Source organism: Actinomadura vinacea, assembly GCF_039532545.1.
Classification (GTDB): domain Bacteria; phylum Actinomycetota; class Actinomycetes; order Streptosporangiales; family Streptosporangiaceae; genus Spirillospora; species Spirillospora vinacea.
Genome location: NZ_BAAARW010000039.1, coordinates 1 through 17,962 on the forward strand (window position 1 = coordinate 1; position 17,962 = coordinate 17,962).

The 17,962-nt window shown below is 71.7% G+C and carries 16 protein-coding genes and 1 rRNA gene; 13 read left to right on the forward strand and 4 right to left on the reverse strand.

Going from position 1 to position 17,962, the window contains the following annotated elements:
• The 3 genes from rrf to ABD340_RS41285 form a co-directional block, all read left to right on the forward strand.
• Nucleotides 1–72: ribosomal RNA gene (gene rrf / locus ABD340_RS48215) — 5S ribosomal RNA — on the forward strand; the annotation flags it as partial.
• Nucleotides 73–1,131: 1,059 nt separating this feature from the next.
• The gene (locus ABD340_RS41280) at nt 1,132–2,139 is read left to right on the forward strand and encodes a prolipoprotein diacylglyceryl transferase (protein ID WP_344596818.1); all 1,008 of its coding nucleotides are present in this window, start codon (nt 1,132–1,134) and stop codon (nt 2,137–2,139) included.
• Between the two features lie 221 nt (nt 2,140–2,360).
• Complete coding sequence (locus tag ABD340_RS41285; RefSeq protein WP_344596820.1) at nt 2,361–3,530, forward strand: alkaline phosphatase PhoX; 1,170 nt, start codon at nt 2,361–2,363, stop codon at nt 3,528–3,530.
• A gap of 40 nt (nt 3,531–3,570) precedes the next feature.
• Here the strand turns inward: ABD340_RS41285 and ABD340_RS41290 are convergent, their stop codons facing one another.
• Nucleotides 3,571–4,503: an MBL fold metallo-hydrolase gene (locus tag ABD340_RS41290; RefSeq protein ID WP_344596822.1), complete on the reverse strand. Its 933-nt coding sequence runs from the start codon at nt 4,501–4,503 to the stop codon at nt 3,571–3,573.
• Nucleotides 4,504–4,606: 103 nt separating this feature from the next.
• Between ABD340_RS41290 and ABD340_RS41295 the strand changes: the two genes are divergently transcribed.
• Nucleotides 4,607–4,951: a single-stranded DNA-binding protein gene (locus ABD340_RS41295; RefSeq protein ID WP_344596824.1), complete on the forward strand. Its 345-nt coding sequence runs from the start codon at nt 4,607–4,609 to the stop codon at nt 4,949–4,951.
• Here ABD340_RS41295 and ABD340_RS41300 read toward each other — a convergent pair.
• On the reverse strand, nt 4,926–5,327 hold the full coding sequence (locus ABD340_RS41300; RefSeq protein WP_344597523.1) for an NUDIX hydrolase: 402 nt from the start codon (nt 5,325–5,327) through the stop codon (nt 4,926–4,928). The two genes, ABD340_RS41295 and ABD340_RS41300, sit on opposite strands and share 26 nt — an antisense overlap.
• 691 nt (nt 5,328–6,018) lie before the next feature.
• On the reverse strand, nt 6,019–7,299 hold the full coding sequence (locus ABD340_RS41305) for a DUF1015 family protein (RefSeq protein WP_344596825.1): 1,281 nt from the start codon (nt 7,297–7,299) through the stop codon (nt 6,019–6,021).
• Nucleotides 7,300–7,373: 74 nt separating this feature from the next.
• Here ABD340_RS41305 and ABD340_RS41310 point away from each other — a divergent pair, with 74 nt between their 5' ends.
• From ABD340_RS41310 to ABD340_RS41320, 3 genes are all read left to right on the forward strand, one after another.
• The gene (locus ABD340_RS41310) at nt 7,374–7,826 is read left to right on the forward strand and encodes a tetratricopeptide repeat protein (protein ID WP_344596826.1); all 453 of its coding nucleotides are present in this window, start codon (nt 7,374–7,376) and stop codon (nt 7,824–7,826) included.
• A gap of 21 nt (nt 7,827–7,847) precedes the next feature.
• Nucleotides 7,848–8,852: an HAD-IIA family hydrolase gene (locus tag ABD340_RS41315; RefSeq protein ID WP_344596827.1), complete on the forward strand. Its 1,005-nt coding sequence runs from the start codon at nt 7,848–7,850 to the stop codon at nt 8,850–8,852.
• 94 nt (nt 8,853–8,946) lie between these two features.
• The gene (locus ABD340_RS41320) at nt 8,947–10,026 is read left to right on the forward strand and encodes a glycerophosphodiester phosphodiesterase family protein (protein ID WP_344596829.1); all 1,080 of its coding nucleotides are present in this window, start codon (nt 8,947–8,949) and stop codon (nt 10,024–10,026) included.
• A gap of 877 nt (nt 10,027–10,903) precedes the next feature.
• On the opposite strand, the gene ABD340_RS41325 is transcribed toward ABD340_RS41320, so the two are convergent.
• Entirely contained in the window at nt 10,904–11,245 is a 342-nt protein-coding gene (locus ABD340_RS41325; protein ID WP_344596830.1) for an SCP2 sterol-binding domain-containing protein, read from the reverse strand.
• 111 nt (nt 11,246–11,356) lie between these two features.
• Here ABD340_RS41325 and ABD340_RS41330 point away from each other — a divergent pair, with 111 nt between their 5' ends.
• The 6 genes from ABD340_RS41330 to ABD340_RS41355 all read left to right on the forward strand — a co-directional run bounded on the left by ABD340_RS41330 (nt 11,357) and on the right by ABD340_RS41355 (nt 17,958).
• The gene (locus tag ABD340_RS41330) at nt 11,357–11,632 is read left to right on the forward strand and encodes a hypothetical protein (RefSeq protein ID WP_344596832.1); all 276 of its coding nucleotides are present in this window, start codon (nt 11,357–11,359) and stop codon (nt 11,630–11,632) included.
• Nucleotides 11,632–12,441 carry a TlyA family RNA methyltransferase gene (locus tag ABD340_RS41335; protein WP_344596834.1) on the forward strand — a complete coding sequence of 270 codons (810 nt, stop codon included), beginning with the start codon at nt 11,632–11,634 and terminating at the stop codon, nt 12,439–12,441. The genes ABD340_RS41330 and ABD340_RS41335 overlap by 1 nt, the downstream gene beginning before the upstream one ends.
• 144 nt (nt 12,442–12,585) lie before the next feature.
• Nucleotides 12,586–13,530 carry an NAD kinase gene (locus ABD340_RS41340; protein ID WP_344596835.1) on the forward strand — a complete coding sequence of 315 codons (945 nt, stop codon included), beginning with the start codon at nt 12,586–12,588 and terminating at the stop codon, nt 13,528–13,530.
• Nucleotides 13,531–13,680: 150 nt separating this feature from the next.
• Nucleotides 13,681–15,390 (forward strand): DNA repair protein RecN, encoded by a 1,710-nt coding sequence (gene recN / locus ABD340_RS41345; RefSeq protein WP_344596837.1) that lies wholly within the window; start codon nt 13,681–13,683, stop codon nt 15,388–15,390.
• Nucleotides 15,391–15,829: 439 nt separating this feature from the next.
• A complete protein-coding gene (gene steA, locus ABD340_RS41350; protein ID WP_344597524.1) occupies nt 15,830–17,002 on the forward strand; it encodes a putative cytokinetic ring protein SteA in 1,173 nt (390 codons plus the stop codon).
• Nucleotides 16,999–17,958 (forward strand): copper transporter, encoded by a 960-nt coding sequence (locus tag ABD340_RS41355; RefSeq protein ID WP_344596839.1) that lies wholly within the window; start codon nt 16,999–17,001, stop codon nt 17,956–17,958. Before steA ends, ABD340_RS41355 begins: the two co-directional genes overlap by 4 nt.
• Nucleotides 17,959–17,962 lie beyond the last annotated feature (4 nt).

Genomic DNA, 17,962 nt, shown 5'->3' on the forward strand with positions numbered 1-17,962 from the left:
CCGGAAGTTAAGCCCTCCAGCGCCGATGGTACTGCATGGGAGACTGTGTGGGAGAGTAGGACGCTGCCGGACATTTATTGATCGAGGGTCGCCCCGGTTTCTTGGGGCGGCCCTCGACGTGTGTCTTGGACCTGTCAAAATGGGTGGAACAGGTCCACGGAACCACCGAGAACAGTGACGGACGTGATGAGCGCGGAAGACGACGGCCGCAGCGACGACAACCGCGAGCGGCGCGGCAGGGACGGGGGACGCGGTGCGTCTCCCCGTCGCGGGGGGAACGCCCGTGGTGGCGGCCCCGGCGGTTCGGGGTACCGCAAGAGCGGTGGCCCGCGCGACCGTGGCTCTCAAGGCAACCGTGGTGGCCACCAGGGCGCTGCCGGTGGAGGCGGGCGGCCGCAGCAGGGCGGCGGTGGCGAGCGCGGTCGCTCGTTCGGCGCGGGCCGTTCTGGGTCGGGCGGCGGGTGGAAGAACCGGCCGGACCAGAAGAAGGATGACCGCCGTTCGGAGCGTCCGTTCAAGCGCTCGGGTGAGCGTCGAGGACCAGGAGCATCGGAGTCCGGTTCGCAAGAGCGGGAGTTCCGCTCGAGAGGTTCACGGGATTCACGTCCTTCAGGGGGTTCTCAGGCAGGGGGTTCCCAGGGGGAGCGCCGGTTCTCATCGCGTCCACAAGGCGGCAAGGCGCCTGGCGGTCCCAAGGGGCGTGATGGGGGCCCGCGCAGGGACGACCGTTCCCGTCCACCGCGTGATGACCGTTTCCGCCGCGAGGGCCAGGCGGGTCGCGCTGACCGCGATGGGCGTCCGCGCCGTGATGAGCAGACGGCACGTGGCGATCGTCCGCGTCGTGACGACCGGACGAGCCGTGACGAGCGCTTCCGGCGTGATGATCGTTCGCCGCGGGACCGCTTCCCCGGTAAGGACCGTCCCCGTCGCGATGACCGCGCGGGACGTGGCGAGCGTCAGGGGCAGGGTGCCGGTGGGCGCCGGTTCGAGGGGCGTGGGCCGAAGCGGCCGCAACAGGGCCCTGGCGGGCGTTCCTTTGGGCCGCCCCGTGACCGTTCAGGGCGCGGGGAGCGAGTCCAGGCCGAAGAGCGGCCGGCGCCCAAACACGACGATCCGCTGCTGCCCGACGACGTGACGGGTGAGGAACTGGATGTCGAGGCACGCGCGGAACTGCGCACTCTGCCGAAGGATCTCGCCGGGCGTGTGGCACGCCACCTGGTGATGGCGGGGCGGCTTGCGGAGGAAGAGCCCGAGACCGCCTACCGGCACGCCAAGGCGGCGCGCCGGCTGGCCTCGCGGGTGGGCTTGGTGCGTGAGGCGGCCGGGCTTGCCGCCTATCACGCGGGGGAGTGGGCGGAGGCCCTTGCCGAACTGCGTGCCGCGCGTCGCTTGAGCACCAGTGAGGACGCCTACCTTCCCGTCATGGCGGACTGCGAGCGCGGCTTGGGGCGCCCCGAGCGGGCGCTGGATCTAGTCAAGGCCCCTGAAGCCAAGAGGCTGGACCAGGCGGGCCGCGTAGAGTTGCGGATCGTCGAATCGGGGGCGCGGCGTGATCTGGGACAGGTCGACGCGGCCGTCGTAACGCTGCAGGTACCTGAGCTCAGGGACCGCAGGCTACGTCCGTGGTCGGCCAGGCTGTTCTACGCGTACGCCGACGCCCTCGCCTATGCGGGACGCACGGACGAGGCCTCCGAGTGGTTCGCGCGGGCCGCGGCAGCCGACCGAGATGGTGAGACGGACGCGGCCGAGCGCTACGCGGAGCTGGAGGGCCTGCACATTCTCGACACCGAGGATGGGGAGGCCGAGGAACGCGACGACGTTCCAGGCGACTCGGCCGACTCCGGGGCGGCGGACGCGGCGACCGCGGTCGAGGAGCCTGAAACCGAGGTCGACGGTGCCGCGTCCGATGAGGACCCTGCCGAGGACGCCGCTCCGACGAGCATCGCGTTCAAGGCGGCCGAGCCCGAAACGGCTCCAGAAGTCTCCTCTGGAGCCCCGGAGGACTCCGCTGAGGGGGCGTTGTCCGGCATGAAGGCTCCGGAGGCGCCGGCGCTCTTCCTGGAGCCGCAGGCGGCCGACGAGCCCGACGAGCCCAGCGGACCCGAGGAGCCCGGCCGGCAGGATCCCGCCAAGGACTGAGGTTTCACCACGACGAGTACGAGCCCGCCCGCCGGAGTTCCGGCGGGCGGGCTCGTTTTCGCGTGCTCGGAGACCTGGGAGCGGCGCGGCAGGCCCGGTGGGCACCTTGACGAATGTAGCGATTCGCCCGATATTCACATGAATGTGCCAATCGGGGGGTGAGGGAGTCATCCAGGTGTGATCGATTCCCCATGGTCCTGGACGATCGCGTGAGGAGCGTCATGTCCGCCCCCTTGAATCGACGCACATTCCTTAGGGCCACGACCATCGCCGGTGGAACGACCGCCTTCTCGGGCGCGTTGTGGCATCAGGCGTTCGCCGGACCGGCCCAACCGGGACCCGGCCCCTACGGGCCGCTTCTCGCCGCCGATGGGAACGGCCTCCGACTACCCAAGGGCTTCACCGGCCGGGTTGTTGCGCGTTCCATGCAGCGCGTGCCGGGCACCCGGCACACCTGGCACCCCGCTCCCGACGGCGGCGCCTGCTTCCGCGACGGGGACGGCTGGGTCTACGTGAGCAATTCCGAGGTCCCACTGGTAGGAGGAGCATCGGCCGTGCGCTTCGCCGCCGATGGCACCGTCAATTCCGCGTACCGCATCCTGAACGCAACGACGCTCAACTGCGCTGGAGGTGCCACCCCGTGGGGCACATGGCTCTCCTGCGAGGAGCACGACTACGGGTTGGTGTACGAGACCGACCCCATGGGCAACAGAGCGGCGCGCGCCCACCCCGCGATGGGGCGCTTCAAGCACGAGGCGGCCGCCTGCGACCCGGAACGCCAGGTCGTCTATCTCACCGAGGACCAGCCCAACGGATGCCTCTACCGCTTCCGCCCCACCACCTGGGGCGACCTGTCCGAAGGCGCGCTTGAGGTGCTGCTTGGAACGGACACGGGCCCTGTCCGCTGGGCGCAGGTGCCCAACCCGCGTCTTTGGATCACCCCTATCCGCGACCAGGTGCCGGGCGCCATGCGCTTCAACGGAGGCGAAGGCTGTTACTACGCGGGCGGGATCTGCTACTTCACGACAAAGGGTGACAACCGGGTGTGGGCCTACGACGCGGCAGCCGAACGCCTCGACCTCACTTACGACGACGACCTCGTCACCAATGGGGAGCCTCCCCTGACCGGAGTCGACAACATCACCGGTGCCTTCTCGGGCGACCTGTACATCGCCGAGGACGGGGCCGACATGGAGATCAACCTCATCACCCCGGACGGCACGGTCACGCCGTTCCTGCGCGTCCTCGGCCATGACGAGTCCGAGATAACCGGCCCCGCCTTCTCACCTGACGGCACCCGCCTCTACTTTTCCTCCCAGCGTGGCAAGAGCGGATTCGCCGCGGGCACGGACGGTTACACCTACGAAGTGGCCGGCCCCTTCCGGCGCTGACCCCCTGGCCCCATGGACACGCGGATACCGTGGCCGGGGCTCAGGCGTGCTGGTCCAACGAGTGCATGATTCCCGCGACGTTGGCTTCGGCGCTGCTGAGCACCTCGTACTTCGCGCTCAGTTCCGGGTCGGCCCCCTTGCGCGTCACCGCATAGCGCTCGTGGGTGCGGTCACGGACCATCGCCACCGCATGGTCCAGGTCGAGGCCCAGGTCCCGTGCATCGCGCACCGCGTCCACCCACACCCGCAGTTCCTCGGCCGAACGCTCGAGCGTGCCGTCCACCTCGGACACGGGGCCGAAGTGCGCGAACAGCAGGCGCTGCGGGCCCAACTCCTGGAACTTCCGCAGCGACTTGAGCGCCGCGTCCAGGTCGAAGTCCGGCGGTGGCGTGGCGGGCCGCACGTCCTGCGTCTCGGGGATGTACACGCCGGCCGCGTCACCCACGTACAGGTCACCGCTTTGGGAGTCCAGCAGCCCCACATGATGCTTGGCGTGGCCGGGGGAGTGGTACGACTCCAACCGGCGCCCTCCACCCAGATCGATCACGCCGGTGTCCTCGACCGCGCGGATGCGGGCCGCCTCGGTCGGCTTCAGCTCCCCGAACAGCGTGTCCAGGCTGTCGCCGTACACCATGCGGGCACTGCGCATCAGCCGCTCCGGAGAGGCAAGGTGGCGCGCCCCCTTCTCGTGCACGACGACCTCTGCCTCGGGATACATCCCGGCGATGTCTCCCACACCACCCGCGTGGTCCAGGTGGATGTGCGTGACGACCACCGTCGCCAGATCGGCCGCCCCCACCCCCAGCTCACTCAACGCCTGCCGTACCACGGGAGCGGAACCCGCCGTTCCCGGCTCCACCAGGCAGGGCCGGTCGGACAGGATGAGGTACCCGGCCGTGATCCCGGTGTAACCCGCCATCCGCGTGTCGATCTCGTAGACGCCGTCGCCCAGGGGGTTGATCGTGGTGTCCATTCCGCGATCATCTCGCGCCCCTGACCGAGTTATCCACAGTTCGCGCCGGGCCTTCCGCGCGGCCCGGCGATCAGGAAACGTGGACGTCGTCGAGAGGAGCGCCATGCATGTCAACGCAGTCACCCTGGTCGGCCGGCTCGCCGAATTCCCGTCCCGTCGCGCCCTGCCCGCCGGCGGCGACGTGGTGTCCTGGCGGCTGATCGTCGACCGCCCGCGCGAGGGGGACGGGCGGCGCACGGTCGACGCGATCCGCTGCGCCGCCTTCGACCGGCGGATCGGCGACCGCACCGCCACCTGGCGACCAGGCGACCTGATCGAGGTGCGGGGCTCGCTCCGCCGCCGCTTCTGGAAAACGGACGCCACCCGGCTCGGCCGCTACGAGGTCGAGGTGCACGAAGCCGAGACGGTCGAGTTCAGGCCGTTCAGTCCAGCCGGCCCGTCCCCTTGAGATCGTCGAAGATCAGCTGATCGACGGGCGCGACCCGCGACCGGTCCGCGTAGGAGAGCCACACCACCTCCGCGATCTCGCTGGAGGCCGCCGGTGTCCCCTGGTAGTCCGCCGTGTAACAGCTCATGCGCACCGTCACGCCCGCCCGATGCCCGTGCGCCTGTGCCTCCCACACCCCGAGCGGCTCGGCGCTGCCGGGCAGGATCTCCACCGCCAGTTCTTCCCTGATCTCCCGCACCAGCGTGTCGAGGTCGCTCTCCCCGTCCTCCCGCTTTCCGCCAGGAAGGTAGAACACGTCCTTGCCGCGCGACCTGGTGCTCAGGACCTTCCCGCCCTCCAACCGAACCCACGCCACCTTGTCGATCAAGCACCCCACCTCCAACGCCAACCGATCTTACGCATCATGCAACCCGAGCCCATCTTCCCTGCACATCCGCACTGACTTCCCCGTGTGCACTGGGTGCGCTGCCCGCGCAGGCCTCCCTGCTTCACTGGCTTCCCTGTCCGCGCAGGCTTCCCCTGCACGCTTGCGCAGGCTTTCGGCACCCGATCCTCTGGGCGCCACCTGATCTCCGGGACGGTGGTTCATCGGCGGGGCACAGCCCAGGGCCAGCCCTGGGAAGCGGTCCAGCAGCCTGGCGAATGCGATGTGGGCTCGTGGCGCCGGCGCCACGCCCGGCGGCGTTGGTGCGGCGCCCGCCTACGCGATCTTCGAGACGGGTTCATCCCCGGGCACGGTGACGGTCGGGTCGGGTCGGGGCACGGGTCCGCGCATGCGGGATGGGGGCTTGTCGGGCCTGGTCGGTCTGCCCCGCCGGCGAGGGGTCGGCGGCGGACGAGTAGGCCGACCGGATTACGGTGCTCGACCTGGACCGGACCGCCGACGGCGATCCGGTCCCCGCGTGGCTCGGCGAAGGGGTCGCCAGGTGATCGAGGTCGAGGAGGTGACCGTACGGGTCGGCCACCGGGCTGGACCGTGGTGTCGCTCACGAGGACGAGGTGGTGGCTCTGGCCAGCCCCAACGGCGCCGGGAAGTCCACGTGGTCTGGAATGTTCGGTCGAGGTGATCAGGGGGTGTCTATCAAGCGGAGCACCAGGCCTGTGCGGGGTTTGGGGCCGAAGGAGGTGGATTTGCGGGGGACTCGTTCGCCCTCGGCGGCCACGGCCAGGACATCCTCGACTCTGAGAGGGGTGAGGACGACCGCGGTGCCGTTCGTACGGCGGGCGCGGTCCAGGGCGGCCTCGGGGTCGTCGTGGACCACTTCCACGCTGTGCTCGTCCTCGGGTACTTCCCAGACCTTCCTGATGAGCAGGTGGTCCAGGATCGCGGTGTCGAGGTTGCGCCAGCGGGCGGAGTGGGTCGCGGGCAGGGCGCGTTCGAGGAGGGTGGGGTCGGGGTCGGTGAGCAGGTACAGGGAGTCGCCGCCGCCCAGGAGAAAAGCGGGGCCGGGAGTGTCGCTCAGTGCGGAAAGGGCGTCGGGCCAGGCGAGTTCGGTCGTGCGGAATATGCCGTCGGCGCGTTGGAGGGCGACTTCGGGAGGAAGGTGGGGCAGGACGCGGTGGATGGCCCCCAGGTGGGGCGGGTAGCGCTTGGAGTCGACCAGGAGGGCGAGGCCGTGGTTCCAGGCCGGTTGGCGGTGGCGGGCCTGGAGGGCTCGGTAGGTGGCGTACCGGTGGTGGCCGTCGGCGATCAGCGCCTGGCGCGGGCGCAGGTCGGCGGCGATCCGGACGTGCAGGGCCGGGTCGGTGATGCGCCACAGGCGGTGCTGCTGGCCGTCGGCGTCGAACTCCATGAGCGGAGGCCGCTCGGCCGTGGCGTCGATGATCTGGGCGGTGTCGCCGTCGCCCGCGTAGACGAGGAAGATGGGCTCCAGGTTGGCGCGGGTCTCGTTCATCAGCGCGAGGCGGTCGAGCACCGGCCCCGGGTAGACGTTCTCGTGCGGGAGGACGACCTTGTCCGCCTCGGCGCGCAGGCCGAGGGCGCCGATCAGGCCGCGCTGCCCGGCGGTCTCGTACAGGTACAGCGCCGGGTCGGGGTCGGTGACCAGGGTGCCGCCGGCCAGCCACCGGCGGAGAGTGGCGGCGGCCTCGGCGTAGTCGTCGGGCAGGGTGATCCGGACGATGTTGCGGGCTTCGCCGGCCTTCAGGCGTTCGACCTGGTCGCGGTCCAGGAGGTCGTACGGCGGGCTGGTCACGGCGGCGGGATCGATCCCCGGGGCGAAGCGCACGCCGCGGAACGGCGCGAGCTCCAGACCGGCGCCCGAGCGCGGGGCACCGGTCCCGAAGATCCTGGCGCTGAATTCCTCCGGTCCCAGACCGGAGGGGAGGTCGCCGTCCACCATGGGCATGCTAATCAACGAGGGATGCGAGCCGGGAGGGGTGGGTACGGATTGTAGTGATCAACGTCCTAGGGGAGGTCCACATGGATGTTCAAGGATCGGGCCGATCGGACGATTCCCCGGGCGAGGATCCCCGCGGCGCCCATTTCGACCCCGCCGGACCGGACGGCGGGGTGTACGAGTGGTACACGCGCGGACTGCGGCTGCTGAGATCCGGGAGCGCCGCGGCCGCGGTGCAGCTGCTGACGCGGGCGGCCGCCGCCGAGCCGGGGTCGCGGTCCGTCCGGGAGGCCCTGGCCCGTGCCCAGTACGGGGCCAGGCGGTTTCAGGAGGCGGCCGACAACTTCCGGTGCATCGTCGAGGACGATCCGGCCGAGGACTACGCCCTGTTCGGGCTGGGGCTGTCGCTGAGCCGCCTGGGCGAGTTCGAGCGGGCGGTCGAGCCGTTGGCGCTCGCGGCGGCGATGCGGCCGGAGAACAGGGACTACGCCAAGGCGCTCCGCCATGCCCGGGCCACCCTCGAAGCCCGAAGATGATCTTCTCGTACGATGGCGGCGATGAAGAGTTGTGACCGGCCGCTGAGCGAGGCCTACGACGTCGCGCTGCTGGATCTCGACGGTGTCGTCTACATCGGCCACAGGCCGGTCCCGGCGGCCGCGGAGTCGCTCGCCAAGGCGCGTGCCGCCGGGCAGCGGCTCGCGTTCGTCACCAACAACGCCTCCCGCACGCCGTCGGCGGTGGCGGCCCTGCTGACCGACGTGGGCGTCCCGGCGACGGCGGGCGACATCGTGACCTCGGCGCAGGCCGCCGCGCGACTGCTGGCCGAGAGGCTGCCGGCAGGGTCCAAGGTGCTGGTCGTGGGGGGCATGGGGTTGCGGCAAGCGCTGTACGCGCAGGGGCTTCGCCCGGTCTCCACCTCATCCGAAGGCCCCGCGGCGGTCGTCCAAGGATTCGACCCCAGGCTGTCGTACGGGCTTCTGGCCGAAGGGGCCTCGGCGGTACGGAACGGGGCCTTGTTCGTCGGTTCCAACGGCGACCTCACCATTCCCGGTGGCGACGGACCGCCCCAGCCCGGCAACGGAGCTCTGCTCAAGGTCATCAGTTCCGCCACAGGCGTGGAGCCCATCGTCACGGGCAAGCCCGAGCGGCCGCTGCACCATGAGTCGATCCTCCGTACGGGGGCGCAGCGGCCCCTGGTCGTGGGGGACCGCCTTGACACCGACATCGAGGGCGCCCACAACGGGGGAGCCGACAGCCTGCTGGTGTTCACCGGCGTGACCGGTCCCATGACGGCCCTCACCGCACCCTCTCATCAGCGTCCGACCTACCTTTCGCATGACCTGTCGGGCCTGCTCGTACCGCATCCCGGAGTACACGCCGACGGCGACCGATACCGGTGCGAGGGCTGGACGGCGCACTGGGAGGGCGACCGGGTCGAGATCTCGGGCGAAGGCGAGGCCTTCGACGGGCTGAGGGCTCTGGCCGCCGCTGCTTGGCGGGACGAGACGTCCCCCGATCCCGAAGCGCTGCGCGGTGCCCTGGAACGCCTCGGGCTTGGCTGAGTAGCCGCGCTGTTAGGGCACACGTCGTCTCGCGTTGGCCCGGCGGCCATGAGTGAGTGGTGATCTCTCCTGAGTTGTCTTGGGAGAGGTACTCATGAGGCGTTTGGTGCTGGTGGGCTTGGTGGCCGCGGGGATCATCGGGGCCGCATCCCCCGTTTCCGCGACCGAACCCACGTCAGGTGGGCCCACATCGACGAAGAACACGTCCGGCGAGCGCAAGGCGTTCGACCTGCAGGCCCACAGGGGCGGGCTGGGCCTGGTCGTGGAGAGCACGCTCCCCGCCTTCGGCAACGCCCTGGAACTCGGGGTCAGCACCCTGGAACTGGATGTGCAGATCACCGAAGACGGGCAGGCCGTCGTCACCCACGACCGCCGTATCAGCGACCGCAAGTGCAGTGACACCGCGCCCGCGGTGCCGAACGACCCCGAGTTCCCCTACGTCGGCAAATACATCAACACCCTGACGCTCGAGCAGGTCCGCACCATGGACTGCGGTTCCCGGACGCTCTCGGAGTTCCCGGGGCAGCGGGCCGTCCCAGGCGCGAAGATGCCCCTGCTGCGCGAGGTGTTCGGGCTGGTGCACCGCTACCGGGCGTACGGCGTCAAGCTCAACGTCGAGACCAAGGTCGAGGCAGGCGCTCCCCACGAGACGGCGCCGCGCGAGCAGTTCGTCCAGGTGACAGCGAAGGAAGTGCGGCGCGCGCGGCTGCTGCGCCAAGTGACGATCCAGAGCTTCGACTGGGGCGCGCTCATGCGGATGCGCCAGGTCGAACGCCGGCTGCCGCTGGTGGCGCTCACCAACTACGACTTCCTGCAGACCGGTCAGCCGGGCAGGTCGCCGTGGCTGGGCGGCATCGACATCGACGATTTCGGGGGCGACCCGCTGAGCGCGGTCAGGTCGTTCGGCGCCGACGCGTTCTCGCCGGTCCACGGCTTCCCGCAGAACGGCAAGATCACCGACCCGGGCTACCGTCCGTACGTGACCAAGAGCATGGTCGACCGGGCCCACCGCCTGGGCCTCAAGGTCGTTCCGTGGACGGTCGACGACGAGGCCACCATGGAGAAGCTCATGGACGACGGCGTCGACGGCCTCATCACCGACTACCCCGACCGCCTGCGCGCCGTCATGGAGAGGCGAGGCATGCGCCTGCCCCGCCCGTACACCGTGCGCTGATCCCGTTGATCCCACTGCCCCGGAAGCCGGGGTAGGGGCCGCGGGCTCAACGTCCACCCGACGGTCGAGACAGAAGATCAGTCGCCGGTCCACCGGGCGGAGCGCCGCGCCGTGGAAGGCGGTTCGCGCGGTTCGCACAGTTCGCGCCCGACGCCTTCCAGGTCCGAATGAAGGCACCCGTCGGCGTCGGGCCGGCTGGCCGAGCACCAGCCGGCCCCTCGTTGCCGGCGTCGAGCGGCCTGGTCCGCGGGGCCGGTTCGACCCGGCTGTGTGTGGTGGAGCCACGGAGCATGGCGCTCAGCGTCGGCGGCACGGGTCGCTGAGCCGTATCGCCTGCGGCGGCTCGGCGACCGTGCCACGCGTCCGTACATCCGCTGGACGGTCCCAAGCGGGCCGTTGATCAGAATTTCGGCCGGCTGGGGTCGCTCGAGTATTTCATGCCCCTGGAGTTCTGTTGGCGTCGTGCTCCGCATTTCGGTGGACGGCTGGATGTGTTTTTCTGGTATTGGCCACCTGTTCGTCGCTGGATGGCGATCGAGTGCGTGCGGCGCGGACTTCGGATGGGTGAAGCATCCGCTGAACTGTGCTGGAAGGCCATTCCTTGTGAGTCTTGTCGAACTTTCGTTTAAACGTTGCCTGACAATTCTTCGGTTGGCCGGTGCCGCGTCCATGTCCTGTGATTCTGAAGCTTTTTAGGGGGCGGGGTGCCTTCGAAAAGGAGGGTCCCGAACGATCGCCTAGGAAAATCGGGTGAGCGGATGATGCGGTTCGGTGCCCGGGAGTCCGTATGGCGATGTCGGGCCGGCCTTTACGAAATTCGGCAGCGGTCCGGCGCGCCGAACTCGCGCCTCAGCCGTTCCGCGCGGGGAAAAGGGGCTCAGAGCAGTTTGCGGAGGCGGAGGAGGTCGAAGATGCTGGCCTCGATCTTGAGACGTCCCGTGGCCCACGCCTTGGCCGGGTTCAGCTCGTCACGGGCCAGGGCCACCAGGTCGTCGCTGCCCACGGTGAGGCGGACCTGCGCGCCCGCCGGGTCGTCGGTGCGTTCGAACGGGTCGAGCCCGCCCGCGTGGATCCGGGTCAGGTACGCCACCCGCAGGTCGGTGATCCGGCAGCTGATCGTGCGCTCCACCACGTGCTCGGCGAGCCTGTCGGACTCCACCTCCGCGAGGCGCTCGGAGATGCGGTCGAGCGCGCCGCGGCACTCCTCCTCGTTCGCCATGATCAGGCCGTTCCCCGTTCGGTCGACAACGATGTCGTGATGGGACGGTAGCGTTCTGACTGGGCCCGAAGCGACTCGTGGCAGGGGACAGGGCCCTTCTGGGAGGTAGACGTGATGTCCGACGAGGCCGTACCGGCGCCGGTCCCGCCCGGTCCCGGGCCGCGTCCGCGGCAGGCGGCGGTCCGCGAGCCGACCGGTGACGGGCGGGTGGACGAGGCGCTGGCCCGGCTGGACGAGCTGGACGCCGCGCCGGTCTCCGCCCACGTGGAGGTGTTCGAGGACGTCCACCGGCGGCTGCAGGAGCTGCTGGCCTCCGCCGGCCAGGACGACCCCGGCGTGCCGGGGCCTCCGGCCGGGGGCGCGCCGCCGTGGCGGGGGGCCGGCTGATGAGCCGCCGGCGGCTCGACGCCGAGCTGGTGCGGCGCGGGCTGGCCCGGTCGCGCGAGCACGCCGCCGAGCTGATCGCCGACGGGCGGGTGCGGGTCGGCGGGCAGACCGCGGGCAAGGCGGCGACCCAGGTGGAGGCCGGCGCGGCGATCGTGGTCGACACCGCCGACACCGGGCCCGAGTACGTCTCGCGCGGCGGGCACAAGCTGGCCGGGGCGCTGGAGGCGTTCGCCGATCTCAAGGTGGCGGGCCGGGTCTGCCTCGACGCGGGGGCGTCCACCGGAGGGTTCACCGACGTGCTGCTGCGCGCCGACGCCGCGCACGTGTACGCGGTCGACGTGGGCCGCGGCCAGATCGCCTGGTCGCTGCGTACCGACGAGCGGGTGACCGTCCTCGAACGGGTCAACATCCGCGACCTGACGCCGGAGACGCTCGGGCAGCCCGAGGCGGCCGCGCCGGATCTGGTGGTGGGCGACCTGTCGTTCATCTCGCTGCGCCTGGTGCTGGAGCCCGTGCTGCGCTGCGCGGCGCCCGGGGCCGACTACGCGCTCATGGTGAAACCGCAGTTCGAGGTGGGCAAGGAACTGGTCGGGGCGGGCGGTGTCGTCCGCGACCCGGAGCTGCGGGCCGATGCGGTGCGCGGCGTCGCGGCGCACGCGGCCTCGCTGGGGCTCGGGGTGCTGGGCGTGACGGCGAGCCCGCTTCCCGGTCCGGCGGGGAACGTCGAGTACTTCCTGTGGCTGCGGGCGGGTGCGCCGCCGCTGCGCGAGCCGGATCTGGGCCGTGCCATCGAGGAGGGGCCGCGGTGATCCTTCGTGCCGGGGCGGACGTAGAAGCGGGCGTGGACGTTATAGGGGACGTGATATTCCGAGCATGTGATCCGCGCGCGGGAGACGCGGCGGTGAGGGCGCGGCGGGCCGGCACGGCCGGTGCGGCCGCGGGACGGCGGGCACATGGGTGAGCGGTCGGTACTGGTCGTCACGCACACGGGGCGGCGGGAGGCGGTCCGCAGCGCGCAGCTGGTGATCGAGCGGCTCAGCGCGGCGGGCATCTCGGTACGGGTGCTGGAGGGCGAGGCCGAGGCCATCGGCTGCTCCGGCGTGGACGTGCGGCCGGGCACCGCCGCGGCGGCCGAGGACGCCGAGGTGGTGATGGTGCTGGGCGGCGACGGGACGCTGCTGCGGGCGGCCGATCTGGTTCGTCCGGCGGGCACCCCGCTGCTCGGCGTGAACCTCGGCCACGTCGGGTTCCTGGCGGAGGCCGAGCGGGAGGATCTCACCGCCACCGTCGAGCGGGTCGCCGCGCGCCGCTACGACGTCGAGGAGCGCATGACGATCGACGTGGTGGTCCGGATGAACGGCGGCATCGCCGGCACCACGTGGGCGCTGAACGAGGCCACCGTGGAGAAGGCCGAGCGGGAGCGGATGCTGGAGGTCGTCGCCGAGATCGACGGCCGCCCGCTGTCGAACTGGGGCTGCGACGGCGTGGTGTGCGCCACCCCGACCGGTTCCACCGCGTACGCGTTCTCGGCGGGCGGGCCGGTCGTGTGGCCGGAGGTGGAGGCGATGCTGGTCGTCCCGATCAGCGCGCACGCGCTGTTCGCCCGGCCGCTGGTGGTCTCGCCGCGTTCGGCGGTGGCGATGGAGGTGCTGCCCGGCACGCCGCGCGCGGTGCTGTGGTGCGACGGCCGCCGCACCCTCGACCTGCCGCCCGGCGCGCGGGTCGAGGTGCGCCGGGGCGCGCACCCGGTGCGGCTGGCCCGGCTGCATCTGACCCCGTTCACCGACCGGCTGGTGACCAAGTTCGGGCTGCCGGTGACGGGCTGGCGCGGCCGGGCCCGCAAACCGGCCCCGCCTCCCGAGGGCCCGGAAGCGGGGGGAGACGGTAGCGTCCCGTAGGGTGCCCGCGCCCGGGATGATCCGGGCGCGGAGCGGTGACCAGCGGCGACGCGGGCGAGGGGGGCCGGATGCGGGCAGGGGCGATAACCTCACCTCCGAGGCGCTGAACCGGGATCTGTTTTGCGAGGGGTTGTGACGCTGGTGCGTCCGATGGTCGATGAGGTGCGGATCCAGGGCCTCGGTGTGATCGACGAGGCCGTGCTCGATCTGTCCCCGGGGTTCAACGTCGTCACCGGCGAGACCGGGGCGGGCAAGACCATGGTGGTCACCAGCCTGGGGCTGCTGTTCGGCGGGCGCGCCGACCCGCAGCGGGTCCGGCCGGGTGCCGAACGGGCCACCGTCGAGGGCCGGATCGTGGTCGACTCCGGCGGCCGGGTGGCCGAGCGGGTCGAGGAGGCCGGCGGGGAACTGGACGAGGGCGCGCTGATCGTCACCCGTTCGGTGTCGGCGGAGGGCCGGTCCCGGGCCTACCTCGGCGGCCGGTCCGTCCCGGTCAGCCTGCTGATCAACCTCGCCGACGAACTGGTCGCCGTGCACGGCCAGTCCGACCAGCAGCGGCTGCTGCAGGCGGGCCGGCAGCGCGGTGCGCTGGACCGCTACGCGGGCGACGCGCTGACCAAGCCGCTGCGCGGCTACACCGCGGCCTACGAGCGGCACCGCCAGGTGTCGGCGCTGCTGGAGGAGCTCACCACCCGGGCGCGGGAGCGGGAGCAGGAGGCCGAGCTGCTGCGGTTCGGCCTGGAGGAGATCGAGAAGGTCGAGCCGAAGCCGGGCGAGGACGTGGAGCTGGCCACCGAGGAGGAGCGGCTGGGGCACGCCGACGCGCTGCGCGGCGCCGCCGACACCGCGCACGAGGCGCTGCTGGGCGATCCGTCCGCGGCGTTCGAGGCGGCCAACGTGGTGAGCCTGCTCGGCACGGCCCGCAACGCGCTCGACGCCGTCCGCGACCACGATCCCGCGCTGGCCGCGCTGGCCGACCGGCTCGCCGAGGCCGGCTACCTGGTCTCCGACGTCGCCACCGACCTGGCCTCCTACGCCGAGTCGGTGGACGCCGACCCGGCGCGGCTGGCGGTCGTCCAGGAGCGGCGCGCCGAGCTGACCGCGCTGACCCGCAAGTACGGCGGCGGGGAGACGCTGGAGGAGGTGCTGGAGTGGGCGCGGCGGTCGGCGGCCCGGCTGACCGAGCTGGAGGGCGACGACGACCGCATCGAGGAGCTGCGCGCCGAGCACGGGGAGCTGGCCGGACGGCTGGAGGCCGAGGCCGCCGAGCTGACCGCGGTGCGCACCAGCGCCGCCGAGCGGTTCTCCCAGGCCGTCACCGAGGAGCTGACCGCGCTGGCGATGCCGCACGCCCGCGTCCATGTGGGGGTCAACCCGACGGGCGAGTACGGCCCGCACGGCGCCGACGAGGTCGAGGTGCGGCTCGCCCCGCACCCGGGGTCGCCGCCGCTGCCGCTGCACAAGGGCGCCTCGGGCGGGGAGCTGTCGCGGGTGATGCTGGCGATCGAGGTGGTGTTCGCGGGCGCCGACCCGGTGCCGACCTTCGTTTTCGACGAGGTGGACGCGGGCGTCGGCGGCAAGGCGGCGGTGGAGATCGGCCGGCGGCTGGCGCGGCTGGCGCGCAACGCCCAGGTGATCGTGGTCACCCATCTCCCGCAGGTCGCGGCGTTCGCCGACCAGCATCTGCTGGTGGAGAAGTCCGACGACGGCACCGTCACCCGCAGCGGCGTGACGGCGCTCGACCGCGAGGAGCGGGTGCGGGAGCTGTCCCGGATGCTGGCCGGCCTGGAGGATTCCGAGCTGGGCCGGGCGCACGCCGAGGAGCTCCTCGAACTCGCCGCCCAGGAACGGCGGACCTGACGCCGCCGCGGCCCAGGAGAACGAGGCGGGCCGCCGAACGCAAGAGTGGCGGGGCGGTGATTCCGGTCACACTGGGGGCGTCGCCGCCTGCGAAGCAAGCGAAAACCACAGAGAGTGCACGAACGGACACGCCTGGCCGATCGTCGTTACCGGTGTCGCCCCCCGTGCTCTGGCAGGATGTCAAACGATGAATGATCCGTCTCCGACCACCGAGCGGCCTGCCGAGCCGTCCGGCGAGCCGTCCGCGGAGCCGTCCGGCGAACAGGCGGCCGGGCGGCCCGCCGAATCGTCGGCGGCGCCGCCGGCGGACGCGTCCGAGGCGCCCTCGGGCCCCCGGACGCCCCTCGCGGGCCAGGCGGCCGGTCCCGGGGGGCGCACGGCGTCCGAGGACCTTTCCGCCGCGCGCCGGGCGTGGCCCGTGCTGCGGTTGCCGCGGGTGCTGCCGCTGCGCAGGGGCCGTGAGGACGCCCGCAACGGGGTCAGCGCCACGGCGCGGCTCGACCGCCGCACCAAGAACCTCACCAAGCGGCTGCAGCCCGGCGAGATCGCTGTGATCGACCATGTCGACCTCGACCGCGTCAGCGCCGAGGCGCTGGTGTCGTGCGAGGTGGGCGGCGTGGTGAACGTGGCGCCCAGCATCTCCGGGCGCTACCCCAACCTGGGGCCGCAGATCCTGGTGGAGGCCGGGATCCCGCTGGTCGACGACGTCGGCCCGGACGTCTTCACCCGGCTCCGCGAGGGCGAGCAGGTCCGGATCGAGGACGAGGTCGTCTACCGCGGCGACGAGGTGGTCGCCAAGGGCACCGCGCAGAACGCCGAGAGCGTCGAGGCGGCCGTGGTCGAGGCCAAGGCGGGCCTGTCGCACCAGATCGAGGCGTTCGCCGCCAACACGATGGAGTACATCAAGCGCGAGCGCGACCTGCTCATCGACGGCGTCGGCGTGCCGGACGTCACCACCCGGATCGAGGGCCGGCACGCGCTGATCGTGGTGCGCGGCTACCACTACCGCGAGGACATCGCCGCGCTGCGCCCCTACATCCGCGAGTACCGCCCGGTGCTGATCGGGGTGGACGGCGGCGCGGACGCGCTGCTGGAGGCCGGCTACCGGCCCGACATGATCGTCGGCGACATGGACTCGGTCTCCGACGACGCGCTGACCTGCGGCGCCGAGATCGTGGTGCACGCCTACCGGGACGGCCGGGCGCCCGGCCTGAAGCGGGTGCACGAGCTCGACCAGGAGGCGGTGGTGTTCCCGGCCACCGCCACCAGCGAGGACATCGCGATGCTGCTGGCCGACGACAAGGGCGCCTCGCTGATCGTGGCGGTCGGCACGCACGCCAACATGGTGGAGTTCCTCGACAAGGGCCGGGCCGGGATGGCCAGCACGTTCCTCACCCGGTTGCGGGTGGGCAGCAAGCTGGTCGACGCCAAGGGCGTCAGCCGGCTCTACCGCAGCCGGATCTCGACCGGCTCCCTGCTGTTCCTGGTGCTGGGGGCGTTCATCGCGATGACCACCGCGGTGTCGATGTCGCCCGCCGGGGACGTCATCCGTCCGCTGCTTGCCGACCGCTGGCACGCGTTCCTCTTCTGGCTGACCGGACTTTTCACGTGATCGATTTCCGTTATCACCTCGTCTCCATCGTCGCGATCTTCCTGGCGCTGGCGCTGGGGATCATCCTGGGCTCCACCACGCTGTCGCAGCAGGCGGTGACCAAGGGCCTGCAGCGGCAGACCTCGGCGCTCGCCAAGCGCAACGACGAGTACCGCCGCACGCAGCTCCGGCTGGAGGCCCAGGTGGAGGGCGATGAGAACTTCGCCCGCACGATGGGCCCGCAGCTGGTCGCCGAGCGGCTGAAGGGCCAGTCGCTGGTCTTCGTGGAGACGCCGGGCGCGAGCAACGACAGCATCGAGCAGCTGAGCAACCTGGCCAAGAGCGCCGGCGCCGCGGTCACCGGCCGGGTGACGATCCAGAAGAAGTTCCTGGACGACAACCAGGTCGGCACCGTCGACGAGCTGGCCGGGCAGCTCAAGCCCGGCTCGATGGCCTTCCCGCCGGGCGCGGGCGCGTACGAGAAGGCGGCGGCGGTGCTGGCCGGCGCGGTCGTGACCAAGGACGCGGCCAAGACGGGGCGGGAGGACGGCTCCGCGGCGGCGGTCCTGGCCGGTTTCCGGCAGGCGGGTTACGTCACCACCAGCGGGAAGCCGGGCCAGCACGCGACGCTCGCGGTGATGATCGCGCCGTCGTCGCAGTACGCCTACGAGGGCGGCGACACCGACAACAAGGCGCTGCTGGCCTTGGCCGCGTCGCTGGACGGCGCGGGCCGGGGCGCGGTCCTGGGCGGCCCGTCGACCGCGGCGCAGGAGGGCGGGCTGGTCGCCGCGCTGCGCGACTCCGACACCGACAAGGCGGTGTCCTCGCAGGACACCGTGGACACCGCGTCCGGCCAGGTGGTGACGGTCCTGGCGTTGCAGAACGAGATGGGCGGCAAGGCCGGCCGGTACGGGACGGGCTCGGGTGTGAACGGGTACCTGCCGTCGCCGGTGCCCGCCGCCGGAGGGAACGGGTGACCCC

Bases quoted from the DNA above. Each gene is read 5' to 3' on its own strand.
- ABD340_RS41340 (WP_344596835.1), top strand. From the start codon at position 12,586: ATGGGTGAGCGGTCGGTACTGGTCGTCACGCACACGGGGCGGCGGGAG.
- recN (WP_344596837.1), top strand. From the start codon at position 13,681: ATGGTCGATGAGGTGCGGATCCAGGGCCTCGGTGTGATCGACGAGGCC.
- ABD340_RS41335 (WP_344596834.1), top strand. From the start codon at position 11,632: ATGAGCCGCCGGCGGCTCGACGCCGAGCTGGTGCGGCGCGGGCTGGCC.
- ABD340_RS41325 (WP_344596830.1), bottom strand. From the start codon at position 11,245: ATGGCGAACGAGGAGGAGTGCCGCGGCGCGCTCGACCGCATCTCCGAG.
- ABD340_RS41290 (WP_344596822.1), bottom strand. From the start codon at position 4,503: ATGGACACCACGATCAACCCCCTGGGCGACGGCGTCTACGAGATCGAC.
- ABD340_RS41295 (WP_344596824.1), top strand. From the start codon at position 4,607: ATGCATGTCAACGCAGTCACCCTGGTCGGCCGGCTCGCCGAATTCCCG.
- ABD340_RS41315 (WP_344596827.1), top strand. From the start codon at position 7,848: ATGAAGAGTTGTGACCGGCCGCTGAGCGAGGCCTACGACGTCGCGCTG.
- ABD340_RS41310 (WP_344596826.1), top strand. From the start codon at position 7,374: ATGGATGTTCAAGGATCGGGCCGATCGGACGATTCCCCGGGCGAGGAT.
- ABD340_RS41320 (WP_344596829.1), top strand. From the start codon at position 8,947: ATGAGGCGTTTGGTGCTGGTGGGCTTGGTGGCCGCGGGGATCATCGGG.
- ABD340_RS41305 (WP_344596825.1), bottom strand. From the start codon at position 7,299: ATGCCCATGGTGGACGGCGACCTCCCCTCCGGTCTGGGACCGGAGGAA.
- ABD340_RS41285 (WP_344596820.1), top strand. From the start codon at position 2,361: ATGTCCGCCCCCTTGAATCGACGCACATTCCTTAGGGCCACGACCATC.